This is a genomic window from Saccharothrix stipae, from assembly GCF_054781895.1.
In genome coordinates this window covers 119,325-138,718 of sequence record NZ_BAAGTN010000027.1, presented here as the reverse complement: position 1 = coordinate 138,718, position 19,394 = coordinate 119,325, and the positions used below count along the sequence as shown (strand labels likewise).

Here is a 19,394-nt window from a genome sequence, read left to right as displayed (position 1 = left end):
GACCGCGCCTACCCGCTGCCGAGGCAGACGAACGGGCGCCGCAGCGGGTCGACGGCGATGGCGTCCGCGAGCGCCACGGACGGTCGGGCGCCGGCGGCCAGGCTGCGGTGGTAGTCGTCCATCGCGGCGGCGCACGCCTGGTCTCCCACCCGGCTCAGCGGGGCGACGACCATCTGCGAGCCGCTGGCGAGCAGGGCGCTGGCGAAGCCCAGCGGCTCGTCACCGGGTCGGATCCGGTTCAGGGCCAGTTCGCACGCGGCCAGCACCACCTGCCGGGGCGGGTGGGCCAGGCCTGCCATCTCGTGCGCGTAGAGCGGTCCGTCCCGCAGCTCCAGCCGGGAGAACAAGGCGTTCTCCGGCTCGTGGACGCCGTGCGCGGCGAGGTGCGCGATCTCCGCGCCGTCCAGCGCCTCCAGCACCGTGGCGACGGTGGCCTGCCCGCCCGACATCAGCGCGGCGGTCGTGTAGTGCGCGCCCAGCTTGTCGATCTCACCGACCGCGGCGGGCAGCCCGGGACCGCGGACCAGCACGGTCCGCCCCGTCGACGCGGTCTCGGCGCGATCGGCGACCAGCCACGCGGTGGCCGACGGCGCGACGACGGTCGGCCGGCCGTGCAGCGACGGCAGCACGCCCCACGGGACCGCGTACAGCGCCCCGGTCGGCACGACGACGAGCTCGCGCTCGCCGACCAGCTCCGCCAACGGCTGGATCAGCTGCGCGTCGAGCCGGTCCGCCTGCTTGCGGGCCGAGGTCGACATCACCCGCACCAACGGCTCCGGCAGGTGGTCCGGCGCGAGGGCGTTGAGGTCCGCGTTGAGCATCCGGGCGCTCTCCGCCGCCTGCTCGGCCGACCCGAGCCGGGCCAGCCGCACGTCGGAGTCCACCACGACCACCGCGACCAGGCAGTCCTTGGACGAGGCGAAGCTGACCAGCGCCCGGTCACCCAGCCGCGCCATCACGTCGGTCAGCCGGGCGACCGGGCGCGGGCTGCCCCACCGGCCGGTGTGCCAGCCCAGCCGGTTGGCCTCGCGCAGGCGTTCGGCGCGGCGGTTGCGCAGCACGGCGGTCGAGTGGCCGTCGTGCTCGGCCTGGTGGATCGACTGGGTGAGGCTGCGGACCTCGGCGATCCGCTCGGCCAGCTCGGGGTTGTCGACGTGGGTCACCGGTTCGTAGCGGTAGGTCTGCGCCCGCGTGCGCTCCAACCAGGAGAACAACCGGCGGGCGTTGCCGCCGTCGAGCACCAGGCGGACCGCGAGCTCGGTCAGCTCCCGGCCGTGCAGCGCGGTCCCGGACAGCAGCTCCAGCCCGGCCATCCGGTCGCGCACGTGCTCCAGGTCGGTCAGACCGGCCCTGATCTCGGCCAGTGCGACCGCGCGCCGGCCGCGGGCGACGGCGAGCTCGGCCCGGCACAGCCGGCGCAGCATCCGGTAGTCGATCGGCGTGAGCTTCCCGGGTCGCGGCACCCGGTCCAGGATGGCCGCGGCGGCGTCGAGGTCACCGCGCCGGATCTCCAACCGCACCGCCAGCATCCGCGCCAGCGCCGCCTGCTCGGCGAGCCTGGGCTCGGGCAACCCGTCGGCGAACCGCAAGGCCCGCCGCGGCAGCGACCGCGTGACGTGGCCGGACCGCAACGCGAGCCGGGTGTCCACGCGCAGGCCGATGAGCGTCGCGTTCGCGACGCACGTCTCGCAGCCCCAGCGGCGCATCCGCTGCCGGGCGGAGGTCGCCATGGTGCGGGCCAGGTCGAGGTCGTCGGTCATGTACGCGGCCACGGCGCGGTACAGCTCCACGTCGGCCAGGTTCCTGGTGATGGTGTGCTCGGCTCGCATCACCGGGAGGGTGCCGTCGAGCTGGCTGCCCGCCTCGTCCGCGAGCCCGGCCGCCATCAGCGCCTGCGCCCGGTGCAGGCCGAGCAGCACCGGCACGTCGAGCCCCTGCTCGTGGTACGAGCGCTCGCCGTGCTCATATCGGCGCAGGGCCGCCGGGACGTCGCCGACCCGCAGGTCGAGCAGGCCTAGGCTGTGGATCGCGTCCGCCGCGCGGTCCATCAGCCCGTGCTCGGTGGCCAACGCGAAGGCCCGGGTCAGGTCCGTCCGCGCCTGGCGCACCGACCCGAGCCGGGTGTGCGCCGTGCCCCTGCTCCACAGCGTCTTCACCATCGACTCGACCAGCGACGGCGTCACCGCGCCGGCCGCGAGCCGGCGCTCCCAGTGGTCGAGCGCGGAGTCGAAGACGGTGATGGCGTCCTCGATCAACCCTGCGTTCAGCAACAGCAGGCCGCGGTTGTGCTCGACGCCGCCGCGCAGTTCGTCCTTCACGAGCGGATCCGCCACGTCTTCGACCAGGCGGCGCACCTCGGCCAGCCCGTCCAGCCCGGCGGCCGGGCCGGAGGACTCCGCCGCCAGCGCCGCGAGCGTCGACGACAACCGGATCCGGGTCACGTACCAATCCGACCGAACGTCCGGTTCGACCGGTTCGACCGATTCCGCGAGGCGTTGTCCGCGACGCAACAATCGCACCGCGTCGTGGTGCCTGCCGGCGCACGACGCGTCCACCCCTCGGCGGTGCAGTTCGCTCGCTGCACGGATGACAACGGCTTCGTCACGGGTGACGGTCACTGGCACCTGTCCATGACATCACAGAATGCGACGGGAAAGCGCCCGCCGACCGGGAGACCCGGTCGGCGGGCGCATCACGGTTGACAGGTCAGGCCGGCGTCTTCGTCACGCAGCCCCCACCGGAGCACATCGGCGACACTTCGCCGTCCTCGTGCTCGTGGTCGTGCTCGTGGTGGTGGTGTTCGTGCTGGTCCGACTCGACCTCCGGCACGACCGGCGCCGCGGTGTCGTCCTGCGCGCCGTCCTGCGTGCCTTCCTGCGGGACTTCCTCTTCCAAGAACTCGGTTTCCGTTGGCGTAGACAAAATGATCTCCCTCCCCTGGGATCTGTCTTGGCCGTACTTGCGACTCAACCGACTGCGCTGAGTCAAGTTCGGCGGACCCCTCGTACCGCTCGAACAGGGCAATAGTGGCACAACGGCCTAACGATGGAGAGTGAATTCCACACATCCGGTAGGCGGTGCACTCCGACCGTGCCTGAACCCCGGCCGACTATCACCCGTTCGAGTGGCGAGGCGCCCTCACCTCCGCCGAGATCAGGCCTCGTTCGGCCGGTAGCAGTCCTTGAAGCCGTCCGGCTTGGGCTGGTCGCCCGCGAACGCGCTCACCACGTCCTGCTGCTTGAGGTTCTCCGGGTAGCCGGGCCAGTCCACCTCGCGGCCGCCGACGTGCAGCTCGTCCAGCCAGTAGCCGGACTGGCCGGACACCTTCTCGAACTCCAGGTCACAGCCCTTGACCCGCACCGTGACCTCGAGCACCTTCTGCGACGACTTGACCGTCCGCTTGCCGACCTTCTTCGACTTCTTCTCCGACTCGCTGCGCGGCTCGCCGACGTTGCCGAAGCCCGCGGCCCTCAACTCCTCGACGAACTTGTCCTCGTTGTCGGCGCACGCGACCAGGGAAGCGGTCAGACCCAGGGCCAGCAGCACGGACGCGACCTTCGTGTTCATGGCGCACAGCAAACATGGGCGCCCGCGACCCCGTGCGCGGGCCCGGCAACCGTTACCCCGCCGTGATGTCGGACGACGATCCCGGTTCGATCACGGCGTGGTCGCACCCGCGCGGACGGCGATGCGAGGAGGTCGGTATTCGCGTCCCGGAATACCGCGCGCTTGGAATACCGCTGTTTATCACGCAAGGCGGCGGGGTGATCTTGGAATACGGTCCTGAATGGACATCGCGGTGGTTGTAGGCCGAAAGGGCGATAGTGGAGACGTTGCAGCACATTGACCTGTTCGGCCCTACGTGCGGTGGTACGTCGTCACTAGCGTCTCCGGTCGGGCGGCCAGGTGACGTGCGTGACAACACCGTTGTTCAATGCCATACTTCCGGATGAACGGATAGACGGATACGCGGATATGTCATTGCGTTGGACGGCCTGGGGGAGAGGCGCCATGTGGAGCCATGTGTTGTCCAATCGCGCCGCCACCGACGCGGACAATTGTCCGACCTGCCTCGAACACGGCACGCACCACGCGGAGAACGCGCCGATGGCCTTGCGCGTGCTGGGCACGTTCGAGTTGACCTCGGGCGGGCGGCCGGTGACGGTCGGGCTCACCGGCCAGCGGTTGCTGACCCTGCTCGCCATCCGGTCCCGTCAGGTGCCGCGGGTCCAGGCGGCGAGCACCCTCTGGCCGGACACCGGTCGGGCCAAGGCGATGGCGAACCTCCGGTCCGCGTTGTGGCGGTTGCAGCAGTGCTGCCGCGGTGTCGTCGACGCCTCGCAGTACGACATCCGCCTGAGCGCCCACGTCGAGGTCGACGTCCAGCGGACCTCCGGCGTCGCCCACCGGTTGCTCGACAAGTCGGCGCACATCGGCGAGGGCGAGCTGGACGAGATCATGCGCAGCAACCTCCAGGAGGACATCGCCGAGGACATCGGTGACGACGAGTGGTTGACCGCCGAACGCGAGCGCTTCCGCCGGCTGCGGGTGCACGCGCTCGAAACCCTCGCCGAGAAGCTCCTGTCGTTGGGGTGGCACGGCGCGGCGATCGAAGCGGCCGCCGGCGCCGTGCGGGTCGACCCGTTCCGCGAGTGCGCGTACCGGCTGCTGATCCAGGCGCACTTGGCGGAGGGCAGCCAGCTGGAGGCGCGGCGCCAGCACTCGGCGTACGTCGACCTCCTGCGCACCGAACTCGGCCTCGCCCCCTCCGACGACTTCCTCCGGCTCTTGGGTGAGCCGGAACGGGCTGACGCCGTCGGCACCAAGTGGCGCGGCGGCGCGGCGATCGGCTTCCGCCAGACCGCGGCCTTCTAGTGCCGCATCTCGGAACGTTGACCCGGTAATCGGCTCGGTCTGCTGACGGTCCAGGCTGGTCCTCCCATGTCGAGCGGGGCGAGTGCGGTGCTGACGATCGCTCCGATGCGCGTCGTACATCTTCTGCGCGTCGACGAACTCGCAGCTCTTGCGCCCTGATTGCACGCCATGGGGCTGTAACCTGCACAAATGATCAATCCGTTCGGGGTGAGTCTCGGCGCCAAGGCCGCACGCCTGCTGGCCCGGCTCGGACGCGCCGAGATCCGCCCAGGGTTGACGGAGCAGGAGTTGACCGGTATCGAAGCGCGGTTCGGGTTCGCGTTCGCCGACGACCACCGCGCTTTTCTCGCGGCGGGGCTGCCCACGGGAGGGGCATGGCCCGACTGGCGCCACGGCAACGCCGCACAGCTTCGTTCCTGGCTCGACAGACCGGTCGAGGACGTGGTATTCGCGGTGGCGGAGGCGGACTTCTGGCATCCGAGCTGGGGCACGCGCCCTGCCCGGCAGACCGACGCCGTAGCCGGCGCGAGGGCGCACTTGGCGTCAGTGCCGCAGCTGGTTCCGGTCTACTCCCATCGCTACCTGCCCGCGGGCCAGGCGACATTCGCTCACCCGGTGTTGTCGATCCGCGGCGCCGACATCATCCCCTACGGGTACGACCTCATCGACTACGTGCACCAGGAGTTCGGCGGCCCGCAGGGCAGAGCCGACGAGGAGCGGCACGTCGTTGCCGCCACAGCAGCGTTCTGGTCGGATTTCCTGTCCTGGTCGAACCGGGAAGGGTAGGGGGACCACGCACCGCTCGGCACGGATGAGCCATGAGCACCGCGCCGACCGGGTCCGCCCCACGGTTGGGCTCTGCGGGATGGGACGCCCTCGCGGAAACCTCCGTCAACGCGCCTCAGCCTGAGCTGAAAGACCCAGCTAGTGCTGCGTCACGCAACCTTGATCAGGTAATCGGTCCAGGTGCGGATGGGTGAATCGGTGGCGAAGCCGGTCTTGGGTGAAGTAGCGCAGGGCGGTGAACTCGGCCTCGATCCAGTTCAACCAGCTGGAGTAGGTCGGCAGGAACACCAATTCGACGTCGTTGGCGGCGGCCCAGGCGTGGACATCGGGGTGGCGGTGGGGCGAGAAGTTGTCCATGACCAGGTGGAGTCGTTGGTCCGGCCACCGTGTCCGCAGGCTTCTGAGCAGCTCCAGAAGCTCCCCGTGCCGCTTGCGACGGCGGATGCGGTAGTGGATCTTCCCGGTGGTCAGATCCAGGGCGGCGAGCATGTGCATCACGCCGTGGTGGCGGTTGTAGGTGGCCCGTAATCGGCGCGGCGCCCCGGTCGGCCGCCATGCCTTGCCCTTGCGTGGCTGGAGGTTGAGCGGCCCGACCTCGTCGACGCAGATCACCCGCCCCTGCTCCGGCGGATGGTCGTAGAGGTCCAGGATCCGGTGCATTTTCACCATGAAGTCCGGGTCGGTGGACGTCTTCCAGGTGGAGGTGCTCTGCCAGGACACGCCGCCTGCATGCAGGATGCGACGCAGGGTCTCGCGGCTGATCGTCGCGACGGTGCCGCGGTCGAGCAGGTGGTCGCGCAGCTTCGCGAGCGACCAGGTCGAGAACGCCGTGATGCCCCAGGAGGCGGGGGACGTCCGGGCGATCAGGCAGATCCGCTCACGGACCGCCTCACCGATCGTCCTGGGACGTCCCCCGCTCCATTTTGGGTCCAGCGCCGCGAACCCCCGCTCGTTGAACGCATGGATCACATCACGCACATAGTCGGCGCTGACCTGCATCAACGACGTGATGTCCGGGACCGCCTGACCCTGGGCCGACATCAACACCACGATCGCCCGACGCAACCGCACCCGGTCCTTCGCGGTCCGACCGACCCGGGCCAACTTCCGGCCCTCCTCCATGGACAACGGCCGGACGAACACCTCCGGACGACGACCCACGACCACCTCCCAATCGACATGGGAGGACCAGCCTGGACGGTCAGCCCAACGGGGCGATTACCGGGTCAACGTTCCGAGATGCAGCACTAGGCCGACCCGGTCCGCACATCCGGTGGACCGCCGCACGGCCCACGGGCGCGCGGGCGGGACGCCGAGGTGTGACCCCGGCCGGTCAGCGGCCTTTCCGACCGTGCTCGCCCCGTGCCGACGGCTCGTGCCGGTCGGCCCGGGCCTTGAGCCGGTGGGCGTGCCGGTGCCCGTTCGCCCGTCGGACACCGGCGACACCGACCCCTGCGCCGGCCCGGTCACGTGACCGTGCACCGCCCGCCTCACACCCGCGTGACGCCTAGGCCACGGCCGCCTCACGGCACGTTTGCTTTGTTTGCGCTGCGCCACCGGGTCCACCCGACCCGGTGCCCGCGTCCCCCGACCGCACGAGCACGAGGTGATGTGGATGGACCGCGGTGCGGCCCCGCTCGAACAAGAGCTCGCGAGCCTGTGGCAGGGCGTGCTCGGCCTGCCGCGTGTCGGCGTGGACGACAACTTCGTCGCGTTGGGCGGGACGTCGGTCCTGGCCGGCGAGATGGTCGCCCGGGTGCGGCGGTCGTTCGGGCTCGACGTGGCGGTGCGCGACGTCCTGGCGGGCATGACGATCTCGGAGATGTCCAAGCGACCCAAGCGTTTCGAGCGGACCGCGGTGGCCGGAGTGGAAGCGTCGGACGCGTTGTGGATGCCGTCGGTGTTGCAGGAGGTCATGCTCGAACGAGGCCGGCCCAGCTTCGTCGCGTTCCTCTCCCACCTCACCGGGAAGGTGGACCCGGACCGGATGCGCGCCGCGCTGGACGACCTCACCACCCGGCACGAGTCCCTGCGCCTGGAGTTCGTCGACACCGACGAGGGCTGGCGATTGCGGCTCAGGCCACCGGCACCGGGCCTCATCCCGTTCAGCGCCGAGCCGCGCGACCCGGAGTGGTCCACCGAGGAGCTGGTGGCCCGGGCGAGGCTGCGGTTCCGCGCGTTCCGCGAGTCGCGCCGCTCACTGGCCGAGGTCGTGCACTACGACGGCGGACCCGAGCACTCGGCGCTGCTGGTGCTGTTCGAGCACCTGGTGTTCGACGGCGAGGCCATCCGCGTCTTCCTCAAGGAGCTGGCCCGGTGCTACACCGGCACCCCCGCGGATCCCGACGAACCGTTCGTCAGCTTCCTCCGGCACGCCCAAGCCGAGCGCACCGCCGTGCGGGACCACCCGGAGACCGTGGCGTACTGGCGCGAGGTCATGCGCGAACTCGGCCCCTACCCGCGCATCGACCTGCCCGGCCTCGCGGAACGCGTCCCCGACGCGGTCCCCGCCGCCGCCCGCGCCGAGCACCCGCTCGACCCCGCGGTGCTGCACCGCCTGCACGAGCGCTGCCGCGAGGCGGCGACCACACCGCTCATCGGCTACCTCGCGACGTTGCTGGTGGCGCTGCACCACAAGATCGGTCGACCGCAGCGGATCGGGATCAACACGGCCGCCTCCCGGCGCAGCGCCCCCGGCAGCGAGAACGTCATCGGCCTGTTCGCCGACGAGATGACGCTCGACCTCGGTGTCGGCACGCCCGACTTCGACGTCGCCCTGGCGCAGGTGCGACAACGCGTGCTCGGTGCGGTCGAGCACGACGTCGTGGCGCGCCGGGATCTCATGCGAGCGCTCAGCCCGGACGCGCAGATCATCCGCCGCAGCACGCCGTACCTGTGGTTCAGCCACCCCGTCGGGTACGAGGCGCTGGAGGTCTCGCTGGGCGGCGATGCCACGCTCTCGCGCACCCGGCTGGTGGAGGACCTGGCCGTGCGCGGCCGCCCGTACCCCGGCCTGGGCCTGGAGGTGGAGCGGTACGCGGGGGAGACGCCGCGACTGGTCTGCGAGTACGCGCCGGTCGAGTACCCGGCCGAGGAGGCCGCGAGCCTGCTGGCCGAATGGGCCGCGGCGATGGCCCGGGCGGCGGAACGCTGAGATGGCGCGGTCGCCGGGGACCACCGGGCGCGCGGCGGTGCGCATCCCGGGCGGTGAGGTGCTGCTCGGCTCACCGGGGTGGGTGCTGGACTGGCTGGAGGCGCAGGAGCAGGCGTACTCCCGCGACTGGTTCGCCGACGAGGTCCCGCAGGTGTCGACCCTGTTGCGTCCCTACGAGATCGACCGCGACCCGGTGACGGTGGGACGGTTCGCGCGCTTCACCGAGGAGACCGGCTACCGCACCGACGCCGAGGAACGCGGGTACGGCTTCGTCTTCACGCACGGCTGGGAGGCGCTGCCCGGCGCGTGCTGGCGACGTCCGGGTGGGCTCGGCACGTCGGTCGACGGGCGGGCCGACCACCCGGTCGTGCACATCTCCTACCGCGACGCGCGCAGCTACGCCGCCTGGCGCGGCAGGAGGTTGCCCACCGAGGCCGAGTGGGAGTTGGCGGCCCGCGGGTACGACTTCCGCCTGTGGCCCTGGGGCGACGAGTGGTCGCGGCACCGGGCCAACACCGCCGAGCACTGGGCGGGCGCCGACATCCACACCGTCGGCCCGTGGTCGCGGTGGTGGCGCGACCACCGCGCGCGGGCCGGTCCGATGCCCCTCACCACGGCCGTCGGCGCGTTCGACGGCCTGGGCGACAGCGCCTTCGGCGTCAGCGACATGGCGGGCAACGTCTACGAGTGGACGTCCTCGCTCTGCTCGCTGCGCGGCGACCGGAGGCGGTACGACCCGATGTACCTCGCGATCGAAGGCGTGTACCGGGTGGTCCGCGGCGGTTCCTGGATGAACCTGCGCTACCAGACCCGGTGCGCCGAGCGCATCTACGGCGATCCGGACGGCTGGTCGAACTTCGCCACCGGCTTCCGCTGCGCCGGCGACGTGGACGACGGATGAACGGGAGGGCCGACGTGCCGATCACCACGGTGGTGGACCTCGTGCGCGCACAGGTGCTGCTCCGGCCGGAGGCCGCGGCCGTGGTCGACGCGCGACGACGGCTGAGCTACTCGGCGGTCTGGCACGGCGCCGGGCGGGTGGCGCGGGCGCTGCACGACCTCGGGGTCGGCGCCGGGCACGTCGTCGGGCTCTGCACCGACCGGTCGGTCGACCTGGTCGTCGGGATGCTGGGCGTGCTCCGCGCCGGTGCGGGCTACCTCCCGCTCGACGTCGACCACCCGGAGCGGTACCTGCGCGCGCTGATCGGCGGCACGGGCCTGCGCGCGGTGGTGGGTCACCGCGACCGGGTGGACCGGCTGCCCGACACCGGATCGCTCGACCGGGTGACGCTCGACGGCGTCGACGACCTCGACCTCGTCGCCGGCGATCCCGCGGACGGCATCCCCGGCCCCGGCCCGGGCGACCTGTGCTACGTGCTCTTCACGTCCGGCTCGACCGGGACGCCGAAGGGCGTGGTCCACCGGCACGCGGCACTGGCCAACCTCGTCGGCTGGCAGCTCGGCGACTCCCGGTGCCGACCGGGTCACCGCACCGCCCAGTTCGCGCCGACGTCGTTCGACGTCTCGTTCCAAGAGGTCTTCTCGACGCTGTGCGGCGGCGGGACGCTCGTCTGCGTCGGCGAGCGGGAGCGAGCGGATCCCGAGCTGCTGTGGGAGTTCATCGTCGACCGCGAGGTGCACCGGATCTTCCTCCCGCCGGTCGCGCTGCAACTGCTCGCCGGGTTCGCCGACCCGGCCGCGGTCGCCCGGTCGCTGCTGCTGGAGGTCGTCACCGCCGGTGAGCAGCTGCGGTGCGGCCGGGACGTCCGCGAGCTCTTCGCCGCGCTGCCGCACTGCCGGCTGGTCAACCAGTACGGGCCGACGGAGACCCACGTCGTGACGCGGCACGCGTTGAGCGGACCGCCGCGCACCTGGCCGGAGCTCCCACCCATCGGCACGCCGATCGACCACGTGCGGCTGCACGTGATCGGCGCCGACGGGCGGCCGGTGCGGCCCGGTGACGTCGGCGAGCTGGCCGTCTCCGGCGTGGCGCTCGCGGACGGCTACTGGGCCGACGACGACCTGACCGCGCAGCGGTTCGTCACCGTCGGGGGCGAGCGGGTGTACCGCACCGGCGACCTCGGCTTCCGCAACACCGACGGCGAGTTCGAGTTCCTCGGGCGCATCGACGAGCAGGTGAAGGTGCAGGGCTACCGGGTGGAGCCGGCGCAGGTCGAGCTGGCGCTGCTGGACCTGCCCGCGGTGCGCGCGGCCGTGGCCGCGGCGGTGGAACCCGCGCGGCTCGGTCGGGTCCTGGTGGCGCACGTCGTGGTCGCCGACGGCACTGGGCAGGTGAGCGAGGCGGACCTGAAGGCGGCCCTGCGCGACCGGCTGCCCGCGTACATGGTGCCGAGCCGCATCCGCGTCGTGGCGAGCCTGCCGCGCACGCGCAACGGGAAGGTCGACCGCCGCGCCGTGCAGGTGGCGGAGGAGGCCACCTGGGGTCGTGCCTGACCGTGATCCACGGATCCCGACCCGACTCACCCGACCCGACTCACCCGACCCGACTCACCCGACCCGATCCCCACGGCCCGATCCCGACGACCCGATCCCGACGACCCGATCCCGACGACCCGGACGGAGCACACCATGGCGCGACTCATCACACCGCTGAGCTGGCGGCAGCAGACCGGTGGGAAGACGACGTTCGAGGTGGCCGACGGGCCCCTGGACCACCTGCTCGTCGGGTTCGCCGAGCGCTTCCCGGCGGTGCGGGGCAGGTTGATCGACGGCAACGGCGAGGTGCACCGGTACTTCAAGGTCTTTGTGGACGACGAGGTCGTGCGCTACGACGACTTCGCCCTGATCAGCACCCGACCGGCCACCGTCGTGCTGATCGTGCCGCCCATGGCGGGCGGCTGAGCGCCGCACGCGGACGACCGACGTCCGCCCGGGTCGAAGCCGGGCGGACGTCGGCCGCTCCTCGGCGTCAGGCGTTGACGCCGCCGAGCGGGGTCCCCGTCACGGCGGCGGTCGCGACGTTGCCGCCGAACCGGGCCCAGCCGGGACGCAGCGAGGACGGCGTCGCCATGGGCTGCAACAGCCCGGGCGTCCAGAACGGCGTCACGAAGTGCACGTCGAACCGGTCGGAGCCGACGCCGTTGTTGTTCGTGGCGACCGCGATGAAGTCGTGCTCGACGCTCTCCGTGACCACGCCGAGCGCGATCATCGTGATGGACCGCATCCGGCCGGTCGCGGTGATCGTGCGGGATCCGGGGTCCACGGTGTAGCGGTCGATGCGGGTGGAGTACATCAACATCGCGAACGGGCCGGTCAGCGCGAGCTGCCCCACGCCGAAGGTGCCGACGCCGCAGGTCACCAGCTGCGGCGTGATGCTGAACGTGGACATCTGCTGCGCGGTGGACTGGTCCACGTAGATGCCGGTGCCCATGTTCCGCATGTACGGCCCGGCGCCCGGACCGGTCAGCAGGCCCGCCTGGGCCGGTGGCGCCAGCACGGCGGGCACGGTCACGGCCGCCACCGCGCCCGCGGCGAGCGTCTTCAACGCCTGTCGTCGCTCCATCTTCCGGGACTCCTCATCGTTGCTGTGAACGGTTCCCGCCCGATCGGTCTCGAACGGTGCAGCCCCGCCCACTTTCCGAACCACGCGTTGCCGCGGCGTCGTGGAGGCGTTGCGCGGGGGTTGTCCGAGCGACACCGACCGTGGTGAGCACCCCGCCCGGCGGTGGGCCGACGCGCAAATCACCCGGTTGCCGCAGTCCGCTCCGCCGGATCCCGCAGCGGCCGGGCGCCAACCGGCATCACGCCCGCTCCACGTCGCCGTGTCGGTCGCGTGACGCCTGGTGTGAACAGTGGCGGCGACACCCCTACGGCGAACGAGGAGGCGGTCCATGGGCTGGTCGGGGAGCAAGTGGAGCGGCATCGGGCGGTTGAGGGCGGTGCTGGCCACCGTCCTGGTGTCGGTGACGAGCGCGGTCGGCGCGTCGGCGGTGCCGGGCGACGGCGACACCGTCGTGGTCCGGTGGAACGAGGTGGTGCTGGACAGCACGCGCAACTCGGCCCTCGGACCGCCCGCGGTGGCCAGGGCGCTGGCGGTCGTGCACACGTGCATGTACGACGCCTGGGCGGCGTACGACCTGCTGGCCGCCGGCACCGGCCACGGCGGCGCCCTCCGGCGTCCGCCCACCGAGCACACGGCGGAGAACAAGGCGAAGGCCATGAGCTACGCCGCGCACCGGGCCGTCGTCGACCTGTTCCCCGGTCGCCGGCGGCAGTCCGACGCGCTCATGACCTCCCTCGGCTACGACCCCGCGGTCGACCCGGTCGGAACCACCTCACCGGAAGGCGTCGGCGCGACCGCGTGCGCCGCCGTCCTCGCGGCCCGCCACGGCGACGCGTCCAACCAGACCGGGGTGCTCAACCCCGGCTCCTACTCGGACTGGACCGGCTACCGCCCGCTGAACCGGCCGATGGTCGTGGCGCAGCCCCTCGACCCCGCGACCGTCGTGGACCCGGACAAGTGGCAACCGCTCGTGCACCCCGACCGGTCGGGCGTGGTGCGCACCCAGACGTTCCTGGCCGGTCACTGGGCCAACGTGAAGCCGTTCTCGGTGCTCTCCGGTTCGGTCCACCGGCCCCTGGTCGGTCCGGCGAAGCACGGCACCGACGCGTACGCCGCGCAGGCCGCCGAGACGGTGCGGTTGACCGCCGCGCTGACCGACCGGCACAAGGCGATCGCCGAGTACTGGGCGGACGGCCCGGACTCGGAGACCCCACCGGGCCACTGGGCCGGTCTGTTCGCCCAGTTCGTCTCGCGGCGCGACCACCACACCGACGACCAGGACGTGAAGATGTTCTTCATGGTCGCGAACGCGGTGCTGGACGCGAGCATCGCCGCGTGGGACGCCAAGCGGGCCTTCGACTCGGTGCGACCGATCACCGCCGTGCGGTACCTCTACCGGGGTCGGCAGATACCGGGGTGGGGTGGGCCCGCCCAGGGCATGATCACCGCGGACGGCGCGCTGTGGCGGCCCTACCAGCCCAGTTGGTTCCCCACGCCGCCATTCCCCGAGTTCGTGTCCGGCCACAGCGCCTTCAGCGCCGCGGCGGCCGAGGTGTTGCGGTCCTTCACCGGCAGCGACGCGTTCGGCGGTTCGGCCACGGTCCGGGCGGGCTCGTCCGCCGTGGAACCCGGTGTGGCGCCCACGACCGACGTGCCGCTCGCGTGGTCCACGTTCTCGGCGGCGGCCGAGGAGGCGGGGATGTCCCGGCGGTACGGCGGGATCCACTTCGCGCGGGCCGACCTGGACGGCAGGGCGCTCGGCAGGCTGGTCGGCACCCAGGTGTGGCTCAAGGCGACGCGTTGCTTCGCGGGCGTCTGCTGATCGCGGTCGCCCGGGCCGGGTTCAGGCCTCGGCCTCGATGCGCAGGCACGCGTCGAGCGCGCTCGCGTTGTCCGCCGCCAGCGACCGGGCCAGCAGCACGAGCTCCGCGACGCGGGGGTCGACGACGCGGTAGAAGGCGTACCGGCCTTCCCGGCGCACCTGCACGTAACCGCAGTCGGCCAGGCAACCCAGGTGGGTCGACACCCTGCCCTGGGACAACCCGATGTGCGCCACGCACTCGCCGACGCTGTGCTCCTCGTGCATGAGGTAGTCGAGCAGCCGCAGGCGGACGGGGTCGGCCAGGGCCCGGAAGAACTTGGCCACCATCTCCACGCCGTTCAGGTCGGGCGGCAGCAGGGCGGCTCTCGGTTTCCGTTGCGGCATCGGCCACGTCCTCGCAATCCGGACCGGGCGGGCTCGACCGGTGCAGCTGACGGCCCCAGCTTAAGTCAGCATTTTTGTATCCGCCAGCGCGAATGCGACGTGCGACGACCGCACCGGTGCGGTCGGCTGGGAGGATGGGGGCGGGCCGACTCGTCGGTCCGCCGAGGCCGGTGGTGAGCGGGCCAGGGTCAAGCTGGCCCGCTCACCACCGGTTGCCCGCGCCGACGACCTGGTCCAGCTTGTCCGGCGCGCCGTCGCCGCTCAGCGCGTCGGTGCGGTGCTGCGGCGGGAACGGGCCAGGGCCACGCCGCCGAGGACCGCCGCGACCAGCCCGACCACCAGGGCGATGTACCCGCCGACGATCCCGTAGCCGGTGCCGGGACCACCTTCGGCGGCGGCCACCACCAGCACGCCGACGACCGCGCCGACCAGTCCCGCCGCCAGCGACGCGGTGGCGCTCCCGCGGCCCGCGCCGGTCCGACGGGCGGAGCGGACCAGTGCCGACACCCCGACGGCCACGCCGACCAGCCCCAGCAACGCGCCCACCAGCGACCAGGTGCGCCCGGCCGTCATGGCGTAGGGGTCGGCGTTCGGCTGGGCCAGGATCTGCGCGGCCGCCGGTGCGGCGAGCGTGAGGACTCCGAGCAGGGCGGCGGCCGCGGCGGACAGGTGGCGGACGGACGTGCGGACGGACATGAGGTGCTCCCTGGAACTTCGGCGACTCCGATGCCGCCGATCATGTCCGCCGGACCCACCTCCGGTCGTTGTGCGCACGCAGGCACTTCACCCTGCCGCGCCGGCCGCAGGAACCGCGAAAGTACTGCGTGCGCGGTATGCGGTCGATCATCCGCCGGTAGGAGTCGCCCTGGCGGCGACGCGGTTAGGGTGCACGCATGGGCAGGGGACGGATCGCTTTCCGGGACTGGGCGATCGCGGTCGGCGTGGCGGTGACCATGGTGGTCGCCGGGCTGTCCTGGGAACACCCGTCCACGGGGCTGGCGCCGCTGGGTCACGGGTTGCTGGCCGCCGGGGGGCTGGCGCTGGTCGCCCGCCGCCGGGCTCCGGTGACCGTGCTGGCCCTGACCGGGTTGTGCGCGCTCGGCTACCAGGCCGTCGGGTTCGACGTGCCCGTCGTCGCCTACCTGTTCGCGGTGTACGCGACCGTCCGGGCGGGACACCGCCTGGTCGCGGTGGTCGGTTCGGTGCTCATGCTGGCCGCCCTGCCGCTCGCGATCCTGCTCGCGCCGCAGGACTGGGCCGTCGCCGAGGCGTTCACGCAGTCCCGCAACGTCCTCGAACTGGCCTGGCTGGTCGCCGCCGGTGCGGCGGGTGAGGCGCTGCGGCAGGCCGAGCGCCGGGCCGACGAGGCCGAACGCACCCGTGAGGAGACCGCGCGGCGGCGTGCCGACGAGGAGCGGCTGCACATCGCGCGGGAGTTGCACGACTCGCTCACCCACCAGATCTCCGTGATCAAGGTGCAGGCCGAGGTCGCCGTCCACCTGGCGCACAAGCGGGGCGAGCAGGTGCCCGACGCCCTGCTGGCGATCCGGGACGCCGGCCGTGAGGCGGCCCGTGAACTGCGGGCGACGCTGGAGGCGTTGCGGGACGACGACAAGACGCCGCCGCACGGGCTCGCCGACGTCCCGGAACTCGTGCAACGGGCCCGGACCACCGGCCTGGACGCGACGCTGACGATCGGGGGACACCGCGACGCCGTGCCCACCGCCGTGGACCGGACCGGCTACCGGATCGTGCAGGAGTCGCTGACCAACATCGCCCGGCACGCCGCCGCGGCCACCGCCTCGGTCCGCATCGACTACCTCCCCGACGCCGTGGTCATCCGGGTCGAGGACGACGGCAAGGCCACGCCCGACGCCGCGCCGGTGCCCGGCGTCGGCCTGCTCGGGATGCGCGAGCGGGTCACCGCCCTGGGCGGGCGGCTGCGTGCGGCGCCGCGCGGCGACGGCGGCTTCGCCGTCCAGGCCGAACTCCCCGTGGCCGGGACGTCGTGATCCGGGTCCTGCTGGTCGACGACCAGCCGCTCATCCGCAGCGGGTTCCGCGCGCTGCTCGACGCCGAGGACGACATCGAGGTGGTCGCCGAGGCCGCCGACGGTGGCCGGGGCGTGGCGCTGGCCAGGCAACACCTGCCCGACATCGCCCTCGTCGACATCCAGATGCCGGTCGTGGACGGCATCGAGGCGACCCGGCGCATCGCCGCGGACCCCGCCCTGGCCTCGGTGCACGTGGTGATCCTGACCAACTACGGGCTGGACGAGCACGTCTTCAACGCGCTGCGCGCCGGCGCGGCCGGTTTCCTGGTCAAGGACGTCGAGCCCGAGGACTTCCTGCACGCCGTGCGCGTCGCGGCGCGCGGCGACGCGCTGCTCGCACCGTCGATCACCCGCAAGCTGATCGACCGGTACGTCGCCCAGCCGCTCGACGACGCCACCGGCACCGGGCTCGCGGAGCTGACCAACCGCGAGCGCGAGGCCGTCGTCCTGGTCGCGCGCGGCCTGTCCAACGACGAGATCGCCCACCGCATGGTGATCAGCCCGTTGACCGCCAAGACCCACGTCAACCGGGCGATGACCAAGCTCCACGCCCGCGACCGCGCCCAACTGGTCGTGCTGGCCTACGAATCCGGCCTGGTCACCCCGCGCAACCCCGGGCCACCGCGGTCCGGATGATCCCGGGGGTTGATCAGCGGCCTGCTCTTCGGCGGAGCGGTTCAGCACCCCCTGATCGGCGCACCCGCGACGGGCCCTACCGGCGGGCGACGGCCGCGCGGCGGGCGAACCAGGTGGCGGCACCGAGCGCGAGCACCGCGCCACCGGCGAGCACGGCGCTGCCGGGCAGGGTGAAGGCCAGCACGAGGCAGCCGAGCAGGCCGGTGGCGGGCACGATGCGGGGCGGGCGGCCCTCGTCGCGGCGGAGGGTCCACGCGGAGGCGTTGGCGATGGCGTAGTAGACGAGCACCGCGAACGACGAGAAGCCGATGGCGCCACGCAGGTCGACCACGCTCACGAGGACCGCGACCGCGACGCCGACCGCGATCTCGGCGTGGTGGGGCACCCGGAACCGGGGGTGCACGACGGCGAGGGTCCGGGGCAGGTGGCCGTCGCGGGCCATGGCCAGGGCGGTGCGCGAGACGCCGAGCACGAGCGCGAGCAGCGAACCCAGCGCGGCCACGGCCGCGCCGACCCGCACCACGGGCTCCAGCCAGGACCACGAGCCCGCGGCGACGGCGCCCGCCAGCGGGTCGGCGACGGCGGCCAGCCCCTCTGGGCCGAGCGCGGTCAGCGCCGCGACCGCGACCAGCGCGTAGACGACGAGCGTGATGCCCAGCGCGATCGGGATCGCCCGCGGGATGGTGCGCCGGGGATCGCGCACCTCCTCGCCGAGCGTGGCGATGCGGGCGTAACCGGCGAAGGCGAAGAACAGCAGGCCGGCGGACTGGAGGATGCCGAGCGGGCCGCCACCGGGGAACGGCCGGAGGTGGTCGGCGGTGGCGGTGCCGCCGGTGAACGAGGCGATCACCGCGAGGGCGAGCACGGCCAGGGTGATCGTCACGATGATCCCGGTCAGCCGGACGGACTTGCGCACCCCGCGGTAGTTCAGCGCGGTCAACGCCACCACCACGCCCACCGCGAGCGCGGTCCGGGTGGGCCGCCCGGCGTCGGGCAGGGCGTAGGCGGCGACCGTCAGGGCCATCGCCGCGCAGGACGCGGTCTTGCCGACCACGAAACCCCACCCGGCCAGGTAACCCCAGAACGGGCCGAGCCGTTCCCGCCCGTAGACGTAGGTGCCGCCGGACTCGGGGTAACGGGCGGCCAACCGGGCCGAGGACGTCGCGTTGCAGTACGCCACCACGGCCGCGATCGCCAAGCCGACCAGCAGCCCGGCACCCGCCGCGCGTGCGGCGGGACCGATCGCGGCGAACACCCCGGCCCCGACCATGGCGCCGAGACCGAGGACGACGGCGCTGCCGGTGCCCAGTCGCCGGTCGAGCCGAGGCGCGTCGCCGTGGTCGGTGGGGGAGGGCACTGGTGGTCCTTTCGCCGGGCGGCCACGATCACCCGGTGATGTTCCCAGGTCGAGCCGGACGGCCGCGGACCGCACGACCTCAGGCGGTGGTGCGTCAGGACCTGCTGCGGGCCGGGCGGTGCGGGCGTCGGTCGGACGGCTCCGCCGGGACGCGGTGCGCCACGAGGACGGGGCAGCGGGCGTGGTGCAGGGCCGCGCGGGCGGTCGGACCCCGGTCGCCGAGCACGAGCAGGTCGGTGTCGGCGAACCGGGCGACGGCCTCGTTCGGGTGCATCCGGGCCAGCACCGAGGTGTGCGGGATCCCCCGCAACGCCCGGTCGGCGTGGGCGACGAGCGCGTCGGGGCTGTCGGCGCGCACCGGCAGCGGCGGCGAGGCGTGCAGCACCCGCAACGCGGAGCCGCGGCGCGCGGCGAGGTCGATCGCCCGGGCCAGCGCCAGGTCGTCGTGCTCGTCACCGGTGATCAGGGCGGTGACGCGGTGGTGGGCCCCGTGCATGCCCTCGGGCGTGCCGCGGACCACCACGACGTCGGACGCGGCGTGCTGCACCAGCGGCAGCACGAACCGGCCGAGGCCGAACGACGTGCCGTCGTCACCGCGGTGCGCCACCACGACCACCTCGGCACGCGTGCTGGCCAGCAGCAGGTCGCGCACGTGGTCCGCGGTGGCCGGGTGCACCTCCAGCGGCGCACCGACCAGGCGAGCGTGCGCCTCGGCCCAGCGCAGCGCCGCCAAGCCCCAGCCGGAGCCGTCACGCACCGTGACGACCGGTGCGGGTATCCCCTGGTTGCTCATCTGTCCACCGC

Annotated in this window: 18 protein-coding genes; 9 read left to right on the top strand and 9 right to left on the bottom strand. The window is 72.7% G+C overall.

The window, feature by feature from the left end:
* Positions 1 to 8 precede the first annotated feature (8 nt).
* The 3 genes from ACYVLT_RS38085 to ACYVLT_RS38075 form a co-directional block, all read right to left on the bottom strand.
* Complete coding sequence (locus ACYVLT_RS38085; protein ID WP_461125050.1) at positions 9 to 2,618, bottom strand: CHAT domain-containing protein; 2,610 nt, start codon at positions 2,616 to 2,618, stop codon at positions 9 to 11.
* 88 nt (positions 2,619 to 2,706) lie between these two features.
* Complete coding sequence (locus tag ACYVLT_RS38080; protein ID WP_461125014.1) at positions 2,707 to 2,895, bottom strand: hypothetical protein; 189 nt, start codon at positions 2,893 to 2,895, stop codon at positions 2,707 to 2,709.
* Positions 2,896 to 3,153: 258 nt separating this feature from the next.
* Positions 3,154 to 3,567, bottom strand: a complete 414-nt coding sequence (locus ACYVLT_RS38075) for a hypothetical protein (protein WP_461125013.1) — start codon at positions 3,565 to 3,567, stop codon at positions 3,154 to 3,156.
* Positions 3,568 to 4,026: 459 nt separating this feature from the next.
* On the opposite strand from ACYVLT_RS38075, the gene ACYVLT_RS38070 reads away from it, so the two are divergent.
* On the top strand, positions 4,027 to 4,875 hold the full coding sequence (locus ACYVLT_RS38070) for an AfsR/SARP family transcriptional regulator (protein WP_461125012.1): 849 nt from the start codon (positions 4,027 to 4,029) through the stop codon (positions 4,873 to 4,875).
* 189 nt (positions 4,876 to 5,064) lie between these two features.
* On the top strand, positions 5,065 to 5,661 hold the full coding sequence (locus ACYVLT_RS38065; RefSeq protein WP_461125011.1) for a hypothetical protein: 597 nt from the start codon (positions 5,065 to 5,067) through the stop codon (positions 5,659 to 5,661).
* Between the two features lie 138 nt (positions 5,662 to 5,799).
* Here ACYVLT_RS38065 and ACYVLT_RS38060 read toward each other — a convergent pair whose 3' ends face one another.
* A complete protein-coding gene (locus tag ACYVLT_RS38060) occupies positions 5,800 to 6,726 on the bottom strand; it encodes an IS630 family transposase (RefSeq protein WP_461125010.1) in 927 nt (308 codons plus the stop codon).
* A 550-nt stretch (positions 6,727 to 7,276) separates the two neighbouring features.
* Here ACYVLT_RS38060 and ACYVLT_RS38055 point away from each other — a divergent pair.
* The 4 genes from ACYVLT_RS38055 (at position 7,277) to ACYVLT_RS38040 (ending at position 11,677) form a co-directional block, all read left to right on the top strand.
* Positions 7,277 to 8,815, top strand: coding sequence for a condensation domain-containing protein (locus tag ACYVLT_RS38055; RefSeq protein WP_461125009.1), 1,539 nt, complete (start codon positions 7,277 to 7,279; stop codon positions 8,813 to 8,815).
* 1 nt (position 8,816) lies between these two features.
* Positions 8,817 to 9,716 carry a formylglycine-generating enzyme family protein gene (locus tag ACYVLT_RS38050; RefSeq protein ID WP_461125008.1) on the top strand — a complete coding sequence of 300 codons (900 nt, stop codon included), beginning with the start codon at positions 8,817 to 8,819 and terminating at the stop codon, positions 9,714 to 9,716.
* Positions 9,713 to 11,269 carry an amino acid adenylation domain-containing protein gene (locus ACYVLT_RS38045; RefSeq protein ID WP_461125007.1) on the top strand — a complete coding sequence of 519 codons (1,557 nt, stop codon included), beginning with the start codon at positions 9,713 to 9,715 and terminating at the stop codon, positions 11,267 to 11,269. Before ACYVLT_RS38050 ends, ACYVLT_RS38045 begins: the two co-directional genes overlap by 4 nt.
* 135 nt (positions 11,270 to 11,404) lie before the next feature.
* Positions 11,405 to 11,677 (top strand): ubiquitin family protein, encoded by a 273-nt coding sequence (locus ACYVLT_RS38040; protein ID WP_461125006.1) that lies wholly within the window; start codon positions 11,405 to 11,407, stop codon positions 11,675 to 11,677.
* Positions 11,678 to 11,744: 67 nt separating this feature from the next.
* Here ACYVLT_RS38040 and ACYVLT_RS38035 read toward each other — a convergent pair whose 3' ends face one another.
* Positions 11,745 to 12,338 carry a twin-arginine translocation signal domain-containing protein gene (locus ACYVLT_RS38035; RefSeq protein ID WP_461125005.1) on the bottom strand — a complete coding sequence of 198 codons (594 nt, stop codon included), beginning with the start codon at positions 12,336 to 12,338 and terminating at the stop codon, positions 11,745 to 11,747.
* A gap of 328 nt (positions 12,339 to 12,666) precedes the next feature.
* Here ACYVLT_RS38035 and ACYVLT_RS38030 point away from each other — a divergent pair, with 328 nt between their 5' ends.
* The gene (locus ACYVLT_RS38030) at positions 12,667 to 14,160 is read left to right on the top strand and encodes a vanadium-dependent haloperoxidase (RefSeq protein WP_461125004.1); all 1,494 of its coding nucleotides are present in this window, start codon (positions 12,667 to 12,669) and stop codon (positions 14,158 to 14,160) included.
* Between the two features lie 21 nt (positions 14,161 to 14,181).
* Here the strand turns inward: ACYVLT_RS38030 and ACYVLT_RS38025 are convergent, their stop codons facing one another.
* The gene (locus tag ACYVLT_RS38025; RefSeq protein WP_461125003.1) at positions 14,182 to 14,544 is read right to left on the bottom strand and encodes an ArsR/SmtB family transcription factor; all 363 of its coding nucleotides are present in this window, start codon (positions 14,542 to 14,544) and stop codon (positions 14,182 to 14,184) included.
* 261 nt (positions 14,545 to 14,805) lie between these two features.
* Positions 14,806 to 15,240, bottom strand: a complete 435-nt coding sequence (locus ACYVLT_RS38020; RefSeq protein ID WP_461125002.1) for a DUF6223 family protein — start codon at positions 15,238 to 15,240, stop codon at positions 14,806 to 14,808.
* A gap of 197 nt (positions 15,241 to 15,437) precedes the next feature.
* Here ACYVLT_RS38020 and ACYVLT_RS38015 point away from each other — a divergent pair, with 197 nt between their 5' ends.
* Positions 15,438 to 16,556 carry a sensor histidine kinase gene (locus tag ACYVLT_RS38015; protein ID WP_461125001.1) on the top strand — a complete coding sequence of 373 codons (1,119 nt, stop codon included), beginning with the start codon at positions 15,438 to 15,440 and terminating at the stop codon, positions 16,554 to 16,556.
* Positions 16,553 to 17,233, top strand: a complete 681-nt coding sequence (locus tag ACYVLT_RS38010; RefSeq protein ID WP_461125000.1) for a response regulator — start codon at positions 16,553 to 16,555, stop codon at positions 17,231 to 17,233. The genes ACYVLT_RS38015 and ACYVLT_RS38010 overlap by 4 nt, the downstream gene beginning before the upstream one ends.
* A 76-nt stretch (positions 17,234 to 17,309) precedes the next feature.
* On the opposite strand, the gene ACYVLT_RS38005 is transcribed toward ACYVLT_RS38010, so the two are convergent.
* Together ACYVLT_RS38005 and ACYVLT_RS38000 are read right to left on the bottom strand one after the other, a co-directional pair.
* Positions 17,310 to 18,503 carry an APC family permease gene (locus ACYVLT_RS38005; protein WP_461125049.1) on the bottom strand — a complete coding sequence of 398 codons (1,194 nt, stop codon included), beginning with the start codon at positions 18,501 to 18,503 and terminating at the stop codon, positions 17,310 to 17,312.
* A 181-nt stretch (positions 18,504 to 18,684) separates the two neighbouring features.
* A complete protein-coding gene (locus ACYVLT_RS38000) occupies positions 18,685 to 19,383 on the bottom strand; it encodes a universal stress protein (RefSeq protein ID WP_461124999.1) in 699 nt (232 codons plus the stop codon).
* Positions 19,384 to 19,394: the final 11 nt, after the last annotated feature.